Origin of the sequence: Zhongshania marina (assembly GCF_002915595.1) — a bacterium.
In the GTDB taxonomy this organism is placed as follows: domain Bacteria; phylum Pseudomonadota; class Gammaproteobacteria; order Pseudomonadales; family Spongiibacteraceae; genus Spongiibacter; species Spongiibacter marinus_B.
Window position 1 is genome coordinate 1 of record NZ_PQGG01000014.1, and the last position, 12,404, is coordinate 12,404.

The following is a 12,404-nucleotide window of genomic DNA, read 5'->3' on the forward strand; positions in this document are numbered from 1 at the left end:
ACCCGTAGTGCATTTAGGAAGGAGGTAAGTTACTCACCCTCATAAAGAGGTTATCATTAGTTTACGAGAAAAATGGTAACGAGATGAGTAACTTACACAGCGTTTATAGCAAAATTCTGTCTCTTTTGCACGAAATTGAGCCAGCCGATAATTTTTTGAATCAAATCAGAACACCTAAGCTAAGCGATAAGGAGCTACTCGCGCTCAGTCTTGCAGCTGAAACACTGGGCATTGATTCAGAACACTTTTTGTTCAAACAGCTGCCTGCGTGCATCAATGGGAAAATTGAGCGCTCCGTTTATAACAGAAGAGCGCGAAGGTTGAGTTTTAAATTAGAAGAAATCAGAAGCGCTATTGTCACGCGATTAGATGTTGATAACGATATAAATATTGTCGATAGCATGCCATTGGAAGTGTGTAAAATGAGTCGATCTAATCGCAGTAAAATTTGCCAAGAATTTGAATCTAGCTCGCCAGATTTTGGTTTTTGTGCAGCACAAAATATGCGCTACTTTGGCTATAAGTTACACGCGGTTTGCTCACCGAGTGGCGTGTTAAAAATGTACGATATATCAAAGGCTTCGGTTCATGACATCCATTACCTAAACGATATTGAAGGCCAGTTAAACAATTGTGTTTTGATTGGCGATAAAGGGTATTTGAGCAGAGTTTGGCAAACAGATTTATTTTCATCAAGTTGTATCAATTTGCAAACACCGATGCGAAAGAACCAGAAAGAGTTTAGAGACTTTCCGGCTAAATATCGTAAAGCCAGAAAGCGGATCGAAACATTGTTTTCACAACTTTGTGACCAGTTCATGATACGGCGGAATTATGCAAAATCGTTCAAGGGTATTTCGCGCAGAATTGTGACAAAGATAGCGTCCCTCACATTAATTCAATGGTTCAACCAACGTGAAGGGAATAAATTAAACAACCTGAAAGTGGTCATTTCCTAAATGCACCACGGGTTTAGACATATTTAATTATTTGAGAAGGAAGTGAGTGTGACGAACCGTCAGCAAAGAAATATTGCCGTATTACCCGGTGATGGCATTGGCCACGAGATTATGGCCGAAGCTTCAAAGGTATTAGAGTGGGTGAACAAGGCTGAGAACCTGGGCCTAGTTTTGCAGCATGCCTTGGTTGGTGGTTCGGCTATTGACGCTCACGGAAGCGCTTTGCCAGCGGAAACCTTTGCAATTTGTGAGAATGCTGACGCGATTTTGCTAGGTGCAGTGGGTGGCCCGAAATGGGATAAATTACCGCCAGCCGAGCGCCCTGAAAAAGCAGGCTTGCTTGAAATTCGCAAGCGTTTGGACCTGTTTGGAAATTTGCGCCCAGCCATTTTGTACCCCCAGCTTGCCGACGCTTCGTCATTAAAAGCAGAGCTTGTAGCTGGTTTAGATATTTTAATTGTTCGCGAGTTGACCGGCGGTATTTACTTCGGCCAACCCCGTGGCATTCGCGAGCTAGAAAACGGCGAGCGCGAGGGTTACAACACCTATGTGTATAACGAATCTCAAATCCGCCGGATTGGTAAAGTCGCCTTTGAATTAGCTCAAAAGCGCGGCGGACGTTTGTGCTCGGTCGATAAGGCGAATGTCTTAGAAGTGACCATGCTGTGGCGGGAAGTCATGGACGAGATGGCCAAGGACTATCCCGACGTTGAATTAAGTCATATGTATGTCGATAACGCCGCAATGCAGCTCATTCGCGCACCTAAGCAATTTGATGTGGTCGTAACTGGGAATATGTTTGGCGATATATTGTCAGATGCAGCAGCGATGTTGACTGGCTCTATCGGTATGTTGCCGTCGGCGTCTTTGGATGTGAATGGCCGCGGTATGTACGAGCCTTGCCACGGCTCAGCACCGGATATCGCAGGTCAAAACAAGGCAAATCCGCTGGCGACAATTTTGTCGGTGGCGATGATGTTGCGCTATTCGCTAAACGAAGCGGCAGCAGCGCAGCGAATTGAAGACGCTGTAAGCACGGTCTTAGATCAGGGTTATCGTACTGCCGATATTTACTCAGAGGGCAGTACCCTAGTCGGCACCGTTGAAATGGGCGATGCCGTTATCGCCGCATTGGCCTCAGCGTAAATTCAACACAAGAGAATTCAGGAGATATCATGAAAAAAGTAGGATTTGTAGGTTGGCGCGGTATGGTCGGCTCCGTATTGATGGGCCGCATGTTAGAAGAAAAAGATTTTGATGGCATCGAGCCAGTATTTTTTACCACCTCTAATGTGGGCGGCCAAGGGCCAGCCATTGGTCGTGATATCGAAGCGTTGAAAGATGCCAGCGATATTGCCGAGCTAGCGGCGATGGATATTATTATTTCATGCCAGGGTGGCGACTACACTAAGTCGGTATTTCCAGCGCTACGCAGCAGCGGTTGGGATGGCTACTGGATAGATGCTGCGTCTTCGCTACGCATGAACGATGACGCAATTATTATTCTCGACCCAGTAAATCTTAACGTCGTAAAAGAAGGTCTTGACCGTGGTGTTAAGAATTTCATCGGCGGCAACTGCACCGTCAGCCTGATGCTGATGGCAATTGGCGGTTTGTTCCGCGAAGGTTTGGTGGAGTGGGTTAGTGCTCAAACCTATCAAGCTGCTAGCGGTGCAGGTGCGCAGAATATGCGTGAGCTGATTAATCAAATGGGTACGGTGCGTGACAGTGTTGCCGCTGAGCTTGCTGATCCGCGTTCTAATATTTTAGATATTGATCGCAAAGTGGCGGAAGCCATGCGCAGCGACAGCTTCCCCAAAGACAATTTCGGTCATGCGTTAGCGGGTAGCTTGCTGCCGTGGATTGATACGCAGCTAGAAAATGGTCAAAGCCGCGAAGAGTGGAAGGGCCAGGCAGAGACCAATAAAATTTTAGGTCGCACTGATTCGCCTATCGCGATTGATGGCAACTGTGTGCGTATCGGTGCAATGCGCTGTCATAGTCAGGCTTTGACTATAAAGCTGAATAAAAACGTGCCGATCGCTGAAGTTGAAAGCATTCTCGCCTCAGCCAATGATTGGGTGCAAGTGGTGCCGAATGATCGCGCGGAAACGCTCGCAAAATTAACCCCAACGGCGGTGACCGGAAAGCTGCACGTGCCAGTGGGACGCTTGCGTAAACTCAATATGGGTGAGCAATACTTGTCTGCGTTTACCGTAGGTGATCAATTACTCTGGGGCGCGGCAGAACCCCTGCGTCGGATGCTGCGAATCCTACTAGGCGATATTAAGTAATGGCATTTAAATGTGTCGCGGTTTTCGGCGCCTGTGGTCTTGAGGGTGAACTGCTACTAACGGCGTTGGCTGATGCTGAGTTAGGTATCGACGGCATTAAAGCGTTTGCCGATGAGGGCGATGGCGAAACCGTGATGTTTCGCGGTCGCCCCGTTGCTGTACACGAGCCTGATACCGCTGATTTTAATGGTGTTGATGCAGCAATTTTCCTGAACGAAGGATTTAGTGATTTTGCGCTTATTGACGCAGCGGAAGATGCTGGCCTTGTCGTTTTGGATTGCACAGATAATCTCGCTCAACGCGGTGATGTTGCGGTGTTTTCCGAGGGCGTCGAGTTAGACGGCGAAACGCGATTATTTGCAATAGCCGATGCGGTTAGCAGTCATGCCGCCGCTTTGCTTAGGCAGCTGCCAAAGGGAAGCGTTAAAGCAGTCAATTTGGCCATTGCTCAGCCGGTATCGGTTTGGGGGCGGCTCGGCGTAGAAACCTTGGCAGCAGAAACCGCTCGCTTGCTAAATGGTCAGGCTCCTGAATCTTCTTCTTTTGGTCTGCAGCTGGCGTTCAATGTGCTGTCGAGACCGGCCAATAGTGTCGCTGCGCTAGAGCATAGCCTTTCACATTTGCTGAGCGCAGATGGCGGGGCGGCGACTGTAACTGCGAGTGAAATGCTGGTACCGGTATTCTATGGTCATACAACCATGCTGCGCGTGAGTTGCAATGATGCTGTTGATCTATCTACTTTGAAGCAAAAGCTGGCAGCTAATGAGCAATTTCGCCTCTTTCCGCTGGAGGATATTGCTGAAGCTTCCCCTGTTAGCTTGCAAGAAAGCGAAACCATTGATATTTCCGCACTAATTGCTGATAGGCAGGATGAAACGGCCTTTCGCTGCACCGTTGTCGGTGATAATCTTCGTAAAGGAGCAGTCAATAATATAATTGCGCTGCTTAAAATCTTGATAAAAATCAATATCTAGCTTATATCTACGCATGTTGTTTAGAGATGTGGCGGGGCACCGGCATGGCTGGTGTCTGTCCTGTGGGTATTCTTAGATAGTAGAGCAAGCCATTTGGCGGCGGTTGAATGGTGCGTTAATACACAAACGGTGACATTATGATGCGGAATAAGCTGGCAAAAGTGGTACTGACGGTTGGTGCCCTGCACAGCGGATTAGTCAGTGCACTCGGTCTGGGTGAATTAGCGTTAGACTCTAGCCTGAATCAACCCTTTCGGGCTGAAATTCCGCTTAGGGATATTGGCGGTCTTAGTGTAGATCAAATTAAAGTTCAGCTTGCCGACGCCACCGCCTTTGAAAATGCCGGTGTAGATCGCAGTCAGTTTTTATCTAGCTTGCAGTTTGAAGTTGAGCTGTTAAATGGCGGCAATGGGCGCATTATTGTGACCACGACGGCGGCAGTGGTTGAGCCTTACCTCGATTTTATTGTCGAGGCGCGTTGGCCCAACGGTAAAATGATTCGTGAATACACGGTATTACTGGATTTACCCGTATACGCTGATGCCGCCCCAGTTAAAACCGTTGATGTTAGCACCGCCAGCGCGGCACCTGTAAACACGCCGGCAGAGGCCGCGCCAGTAGCACCGTTACCTGCACCTGCTTTTCCGGTACGTGAACTCGGTGGATCTATTGGCGCCGCTGATCGCGTGGCACCGGCTCCGCGCAGCATAGAACAGCGGCAAGATTTACCTGTAGCTGAAAAAAGTGATGAGTACCGAGTTCAGCACCGTGACACCATGTGGCGCATCGCCAGCAAGCACCGACCAAGTTCCTATGTCACGACCCAGCAAACCATGCTGGCCTTGGTAAAAAAAAATCCGCAAGCCTTTGTTAATGGCAATGTAAACCGACTTAAATCTGGATACGTACTGAGTTTACCTACCGAGGCTGAGGTTAAAGCAATTCGCCATGAATCTGCGGTGGAGGAAATTCGAATCCAGGCAAAGGAGTGGCGCGGCGAGCGAGTCGCCAGATCGTCAAGCTCTGATTCAGCCACTGCTCCTGCATCAACACAATCCTCTGCCACACCAATGGCGCCACAATTAGACGCCACCGATAAAAATCAAGCACCTAAAACTGAATCTACCGAGCAAGATGTTAAGTTTTCTATTGGCAGTGCTGGCGATACCTCGGAAGCGGATGGCGAAGTAGCGGCTCTGCGTGCCAAGGTGCGTGAAGAGCAGGAGAATCTAGAAAAGTCCAAGCTTGAAAATGGCGCGATGCAGACTCGCGTGGTCGAGATGGAAAAACAAATCGAGGCTTTGCAAAGCCTTATTGCCCTTAAAAACACCCAGCTTGCGGCTTTGCAAAGCGGTGCCCAAGCACCTAGTTCAGAAATGAGCGCAGAAAGCTTAGCTGAGCTTGAGGAGACCGCCTTGGCGGCACTGCCAAAGCCCAGTGAGGCAGAGTCAGCTGCTGCTGCGCTGGAACAAGAGGCTGCCGGCGATGCTTCTGAGCAGAGTGAGACCGTAGCAGACAAGACAAAAGGCGAAAAAGCCGCTAACCCTAGTCCCGCCAAGCCTGCTGAGCCGCCAGCTTCTGACAGTACTTTAGATTCGGCAAAAAACTGGATTAGCCAAAATATCGCGCTGTTTGCGGGGCTTTTGTTGGCACTTTTAGCGCTGCTAGTGTTGATTGTTAAGCGTCGTCAGAACGCTGATGACGATACTGATTTGGCCGATTTCGATGATGATTTGTCGGCGGAAAATGAATCTCCAGTGCTATTTGCCAGCGGTGGGGAGTTTGACGAAGGTGCTGAAAAAGCAGTCTCGCCATTTGCCGAAGAACATGCCGCAGATGTATTCAACGCCGACGATTTTGATTTTGATAAATTGGAAGATGACTCCGCAGCACAGGATGCGGCATCTGACGATGTTGTATTTGCAGATGACTCCGTATTTGACGAGCACAAAGCAAATGACGCAGCCGACTCTCCAGGGCTTGTTCCGCAGACAGGCGATGTTGTCGCTGAGGCTGAAATTTATGTGGCCTATGGGCGCTATGATCAAGCTGCGAGTTTGCTGAAAACGGCAATTGAGCAAGATCCAGAAAACATTGAATTACGTCTTAAACTGATCGATATCTACCTAGATACCCGTGACCAAGACAATTTTGAAGTCGCCTATGGTGAGTTACGCGCATTAAATGATGACGCGGCGGTTGCCCGCGTTAAAGAGTCGATGTCGGCAATTGAAGGTGTCAGTCATTGGCTTGGCGATGACGGCTCGTCTACTGGTGCCGACAATACTATAAATGTTGGGCATCAAAGTGCTGTAGATGAAAGTGCTGATTTAGACTTTGATATTGGCGACGAGCTTGAATCAGTACAAATAGATGAAGGTGATATCGACTTTGAATTAGACGACTCACTAAATGCCGACACCAATTCAGAGACGTCAACGGTATCTGCACTTGATATGACGCAGCTCGGTGAAGCGGATGCCTCAGACGCTGACACTCTAGAGTCCTTGGATGTTGATCTGGCAGATTTGGATTTCGATTTTGAAGGTGATTTCGGTACTGCGACTAGCGAGGCAGCACCAGCGGAGGCATCTACAGCTCCCAATGAAGAACTTTCGCCTCTCAGTGCTTCGGCCGATGAAACCGAAGAATTAGAAGAGCTTAGCCTTGAAGAACTAGAAGATGCGGAGCTTGATTTAGGCGAGCTAGACGTCTTGGAAGTTGGCGACGAGCCTGCCGCAATTTCAGAATCGGATGACGATATTCTTTCTTTCGACGATGAAGAAGTCGCTAGCTTAGAGTTGGGCGAGTCTGATTCCGCTGATATTGAGCTTGACGAGCTGACATTAGATGACGGCGAGCTAAGTGTTTCTAATTTTGAAAATCCCGAGCCAGAAGCCGTTGAACTCGGTACGACTGGTTTGGGTGATACCGATGTTACCGAAATTGCCGCATCAACTGTCGATAGCGGCGACCTGACTGCAGATGCAAATGGTTTAAGTGCCGAATCAGACGATGATGAGCTGGAGCTCGACCTTTCTGAACTCGATATGGATTTGGCTGAGCCAAGTGCAAAAAGTAGCGTTGCTGAGACAGTCACTGACGCTAGTGACGACGGTTTAGATTTGGATTTGTCCGAATTCGATATGCCGAGCGAGACCGCTGGCGGTGCCACTACCGAAGAGCTTGATGATCTTGAGGTCGATGAAAGCTTTTTCCTTGACGACGAGCAGCCACAGCCTAGCAGTGAGGACGCGCCAGTATTAGCCGCGCCTGCAGCTGATTTAGAACTACCGGCAACAGATGACGGCGATGCCATCTCGGTAGAAGATTTGGTGTTTGACGAGTTTGATGCTGGCGACGACGAGGTGGATGGCTTTGAATCCATCGTCGATTCGGAGTCTGTTGCCACAAAGCTTGATCTTGCCAGAGCCTATATTGATATGGGTGACAGCGAAGGCGCGCGGGAAATGCTTGAGGAAGTTCTTCAAGAAGGTGACGCTCAGCAACAGGCCGATGCCAAGAGCTTGCTAGATAATATTGGCTAAGTATTGGCAGAATTTGTGTGAACAATGATATGAGTTGCTTTGATCGGTTTGCGGATGAGCCGCTGCCGATCGGATGCCGCATCGCTATGGCCCTAGAATATCAGGGCAGCGCTTACCGCGGCTGGCAGAGCCAAGATAAGCCCCGCGTTGCCACGGTACAAGACGTGCTGCAATCGGCTATCTCGTCGATTGCGGCTGCACCAGTTACCGTTATTTGTGCTGGCCGCACCGATGCTGGGGTGCATGCCACCCACCAACTAGTTCATTTCGATGCCCCTGTCGCGCGCTCGCTTAAAGCCTGGGTTGCCGGTGTGAATGCCAAGCTACCAAAAGATGTTGCGGTACGCTGGGCAAAGCGGGTCCCCGACGATTTTCATGCACGCTTTTCAGCTACCGCGAGGCGTTATCGATACATTATTCTCAATCAGGCCCGCCGTTCAGCGCATTTAGCTGATGGGCTTACCTTGGTAGATCAGCCTCTGGATGCCGAGCTAATGCATCGCGAAGCACAAGCATTGCTGGGTGAGCAGGACTTTAGTGCGTTTAGAGCGGCGTCTTGCCAATCTAAAACCGCCATGCGGAATATCCATTTTGCGAATGTTAGCCGGCGTGGTCGCTACGTTGTGTTAGATATTGGCGGCAATGCATTCCTGCACCATATGGTTAGAAATATCGCGGGGGTGCTTATTGCTGTTGGTAGCGGGCAAATGCCGCCGGGGTGGACACAGCAAGTATTGGATAGCCGAGATCGCAATCAGGGTGGGGTAACGGCAAAGCCAAGTGGCTTGTATTTGGTTGATGTGAGCTATCCCTCGCACTACGATTTGCCAGAATCGCCCATTGGCCCTGATTTTCTTCCCTGTTAGCGGCGCCATCTACAGACAGATTGTGCTGTTATTTGTTAGTATTCGATCCGGTTAATTGTCTGGCTGTACATCCAAGTGTTCCGTACCCGCGTAAAAATTTGTGGAATCACCCGAGCTGAAGATGCGCTTGCGGCGATTGATGCCGGCGCGGACGCGCTGGGCTTTGTGTTTTACGCAAAAAGCCCGCGCGCAGTTAGCGCTTCACAAGCCGCAGACATCATCGCCCAATTGCCGCCTTTTGTGAGCAAAGTTGGCTTGTTTGTTAATGCCAGTGCAGAAGAGGTCAGGGGGGTGCTTAAGTCCTGCGCACTTGATCTGCTTCAATTTCATGGAGACGAGTTGCCCGATTTCTGCGCCGCCTTCGCAGTGCCGTATATGAAAGCGCTGCGCATGCGTGAAGATATGGATTTGGTCGCCGCCGCAAACACTTACTCTAGCGCCAGCGCATTATTGCTAGACAGCTACAAGCCTGGGGTGCCGGGTGGAACCGGGGAGTCATTTGATTGGCACCGTATTCCACGTGATTTAGATCACCATATTGTATTGGCGGGCGGTTTGAGACCAGATAATGCCGCAGCCGCCGTTTTAACTTGCGGTCCTTATGGGCTGGATGTGAGCGGAGGGGTAGAAAAGGCTCCGGGAATAAAATGCGCTCAAAAAATGACAGAATTTATTAAAGCGGTTAGCCATGCTGATCGACGGGAGGATTGAGTGGGTAGTAAGCTTGGTAAAGCAAATTTCAGCCAATTTCCGGACGCGACCGGACACTTTGGTATATATGGTGGCCGATTTGTCTCTGAAACGCTGATTTTTGCCTTAGATGAATTAGAGGCGGCTTATCAGCGGCTTCGCAAAGACCCTGATTTTCAGGCGGAGTTTGATCACGATCTGGCACACTATGTCGGTCGTCCGTCGCCCCTTTACCACGCAAAGCGCTGGTCAAACGAAGTTGGCGGCGCGCAAATCTATTTAAAGCGTGAAGATTTAAATCACACCGGCGCCCACAAGGTAAACAATACCGTAGGGCAGGCATTACTTGCCAAATACATGGGTAAGAAGCACGTTATTGCCGAGACTGGCGCTGGCCAACACGGTGTTGCCTCGGCAACCGTTGCTGCGCGCTTAGGGATGACTTGCCAAGTGTTTATGGGTGAGGATGATATTCAGCGTCAAGCCCTGAACGTGTACCGCATGAAATTACTAGGCGCTGAAGTCGTGTCTGTTAAGTCAGGTTCTAAAACCCTGAAAGACGCCATGAACGAGGCGATGCGCCACTGGGTTACTCACGTTGACGACACCTTTTACATCATTGGTACTGCTGCGGGCCCACACCCTTATCCGATGCTGGTAAGGGATTTTCAATCGGTCATAGGTCGTGAAGCCCGCGAGCAGTGCTTGGCGCAAAATGGCCGTCTACCTGATGCACTTGTTGCCTGTGTGGGTGGCGGATCAAACGCAATCGGTCTGTTTCATCCTTTCTTAGATGACGAATCTGTTGCCATGTACGGCGTTGAAGCTGGCGGTCACGGTGTTGAAACCGGGCAGCACGCTGCGCCATTGAATGACGGCAGCCCAGGTATATTACATGGCAATCGCACCTATCTAATGCAGGATGACGGTGGCCAGATTATTGAAACTCACTCGGTGTCAGCTGGTTTAGATTATCCGGGTGTTGGTCCTGAGCACTCTTGGTTGAAGGATATGGGGCGGGTTAATTACGTTGCCATCAATGACGACGAGGCGCTCACGGCATTTCGCAAGCTAACCCTAGTTGAGGGGATTATGCCTGCTTTGGAATCTGCTCACGCGGTCGCTTATGCTGAAAAACTGGCGAAAACCATGAGCCCTGAGCAAAGCATCGTGGTCAATCTATCTGGCCGTGGCGATAAAGATATACATACCGTCGCAACAATCGACGGCATTGGCATTGAATAACGGGGAAGTACTTTGAGTCGTTTAGCTGCTGTATTTGCAAAATTAGAACAAGACGGTCGCAAGGCACTTGTACCGTATATCGTTGCGGGCGATCCGGCGCCGGCTTTAACCGTACCCCTCATGCATGAGTTGGTTAGCAAGGGTGCAGATATTCTCGAAATTGGTGTACCGTTTTCTGACCCAATGGCAGAGGGGCCGGTTATTCAGCTTGCCCATGAGCGAGCTCTGGCGAATAAAGTCACACTATCAATGGTGCTTGAGTTAGTTGCTGAGTTTCGCGCTACTGATTCGACGACGCCGGTAGTATTGATGGGCTATGCAAATCCTGTTGAGCATATGGGTTACCAACAGTTTGCTGACAGAGCGTCGGCGGCGGGTGTGGATGGTTTGCTCACCGTTGATATGCCGCCGGAAGAGGCGGAGCAGGCGACGCAAATACTTCGCGCTGCGGGTATCGACAATATCTTTTTGCTGGCCCCGACAACGAGCGATGAAAGAATCCAAAAAATTGCATCCTTGGCCAGCGGGTATTTGTACTGCGTGTCCCTAAACGGTGTAACGGGTGCAGGGCACCTAAATGTTGCTGCTGTGACGGAGAAATTAGCGAGTATAAAACGCCATACCAATCTGCCTATTACCGTGGGTTTTGGTATTAAAGATGGTGCCTCTGCAGCAGCGCTAGCACCACTGTGCGAAGGTGTAGTGGTTGGTAGCGCCCTGATAGAGCGTATTGTGGCGACAGACTCTGCATTGAACAATACCGAGCGCGCTGCTGTTGCGGCAGAACTTATTGCAGAAATTCGGACTGCTATTGATGCTTGATTTGGCTGTTGAGTTGAGCGCTTGTGGGCAGCTAGCTGCTCATTTGCCGGTATATAAGGTAAAGTAATGCAGCCCCCTGCGGCGTGCATTTTATAATAGATTAAAAATGACTACAGGAAAGGATTATGAGCTGGGTAGATAAGATTCTTCCCTCGGGAGTGCGACGAGTTAATCCAGAAGAGCGTCGTGGTGCAAAAGGTGTTGTGCCCGAAGGCCTTTGGAAAAAATGCGTTAAGTGTGAAGCGGTGCTTTACCGTCCTGAGTTGGAAAGTAATCAGGATGTATGTCCAAAATGCGACCACCACATGCGCATTGGCGCGCGTCGCCGCATTGCTTTATTTTTGGACGAAGCTGGTCGAGAGGAAATCCTCACTCACATTGAACCAGTAGACAGGCTCAAATTTAAAGACAAAAAGAAATATCGTGACCGCCTAACAGCGGCGCAAAAATCGACTGGTGAAAAAGATGCCCTGATCGCCTACAAGGGCACGGTAAAGGATTTGCCGGTTGTTGTGGTCGCCTTTGAATTCAATTTTCACGGTGGCTCAATGGGTTCGGCGGTGGGTGAAAAATTCACTCAGGCGGCCAATGTTGCGCTTAAAGAGCGCTGCCCACTAATTTGTTTCTCTGCATCCGGCGGTGCCCGTATGCAAGAGGCGCTTATTTCGCTTATGCAAATGGCTAAAACCAGTGCGGTATTGGAGCGTCTAAAGCAGAACAGCGTGCCCTATGTGTCGGTAATGACTGACCCAATTTATGGTGGCGTATCTGCTAGTTTGGCCCTGCTGGGTGATATTAATGTTGCGGAACCAGGAGCGCGAGCTGGTTTTGCCGGCCCCAATATTATTGAGCAGACAATTCGGCAAAAATTACCGCCAGGGTTTCAGCGCAGTGAATTTTTATTAGCTCATGGCGCTATTGATATGATTGTGCGTCGTGCAGATATGCGCGACACCTTGGCTAGAGTGCTTGGCAGCTTAATGCATTACCAGTCGTAGTTTCGTTT

General features: G+C 49.7%; 10 protein-coding genes. All 10 read left to right on the top strand.

What is annotated here, in order from left to right; translation table 11 throughout:
* The first annotated feature begins 83 nt into the window (after positions 1–83).
* The 10 genes from C0068_RS06575 (at position 84) to accD (ending at position 12,396) form a co-directional block, all read left to right on the top strand.
* Positions 84–959, top strand: coding sequence for an IS982 family transposase (locus tag C0068_RS06575; protein WP_103682565.1), 876 nt, complete (start codon positions 84–86; stop codon positions 957–959).
* A gap of 48 nt (positions 960–1,007) precedes the next feature.
* Positions 1,008–2,105 (top strand): 3-isopropylmalate dehydrogenase, encoded by a 1,098-nt coding sequence (gene leuB, locus C0068_RS06580; protein ID WP_269844889.1) that lies wholly within the window; start codon positions 1,008–1,010, stop codon positions 2,103–2,105.
* A 29-nt stretch (positions 2,106–2,134) separates the two neighbouring features.
* A complete protein-coding gene (gene asd, locus C0068_RS06585) occupies positions 2,135–3,253 on the top strand; it encodes an aspartate-semialdehyde dehydrogenase (protein ID WP_103683703.1) in 1,119 nt (372 codons plus the stop codon).
* Positions 3,253–4,227, top strand: a complete 975-nt coding sequence (locus C0068_RS06590) for an Asd/ArgC dimerization domain-containing protein (protein ID WP_103683704.1) — start codon at positions 3,253–3,255, stop codon at positions 4,225–4,227. The genes asd and C0068_RS06590 overlap by 1 nt, the downstream gene beginning before the upstream one ends.
* Before the next feature lie 137 nt (positions 4,228–4,364).
* Positions 4,365–7,775, top strand: a complete 3,411-nt coding sequence (locus tag C0068_RS06595) for a FimV/HubP family polar landmark protein (RefSeq protein WP_103683705.1) — start codon at positions 4,365–4,367, stop codon at positions 7,773–7,775.
* A 17-nt stretch (positions 7,776–7,792) separates the two neighbouring features.
* Complete coding sequence (gene truA / locus C0068_RS06600) at positions 7,793–8,641, top strand: tRNA pseudouridine(38-40) synthase TruA (RefSeq protein ID WP_332908286.1); 849 nt, start codon at positions 7,793–7,795, stop codon at positions 8,639–8,641.
* A 75-nt stretch (positions 8,642–8,716) separates the two neighbouring features.
* Positions 8,717–9,352 (top strand): phosphoribosylanthranilate isomerase, encoded by a 636-nt coding sequence (locus C0068_RS06605; protein WP_103683706.1) that lies wholly within the window; start codon positions 8,717–8,719, stop codon positions 9,350–9,352.
* On the top strand, positions 9,353–10,576 hold the full coding sequence (gene trpB, locus C0068_RS06610) for a tryptophan synthase subunit beta (RefSeq protein ID WP_103683707.1): 1,224 nt from the start codon (positions 9,353–9,355) through the stop codon (positions 10,574–10,576).
* Between the two features lie 12 nt (positions 10,577–10,588).
* Positions 10,589–11,398 (top strand): tryptophan synthase subunit alpha, encoded by an 810-nt coding sequence (trpA, locus tag C0068_RS06615; protein ID WP_103683708.1) that lies wholly within the window; start codon positions 10,589–10,591, stop codon positions 11,396–11,398.
* 125 nt (positions 11,399–11,523) lie between these two features.
* A complete protein-coding gene (gene accD, locus C0068_RS06620) occupies positions 11,524–12,396 on the top strand; it encodes an acetyl-CoA carboxylase, carboxyltransferase subunit beta (protein ID WP_103683709.1) in 873 nt (290 codons plus the stop codon).
* The last annotated feature ends 8 nt before the right edge of the window (positions 12,397–12,404 follow it).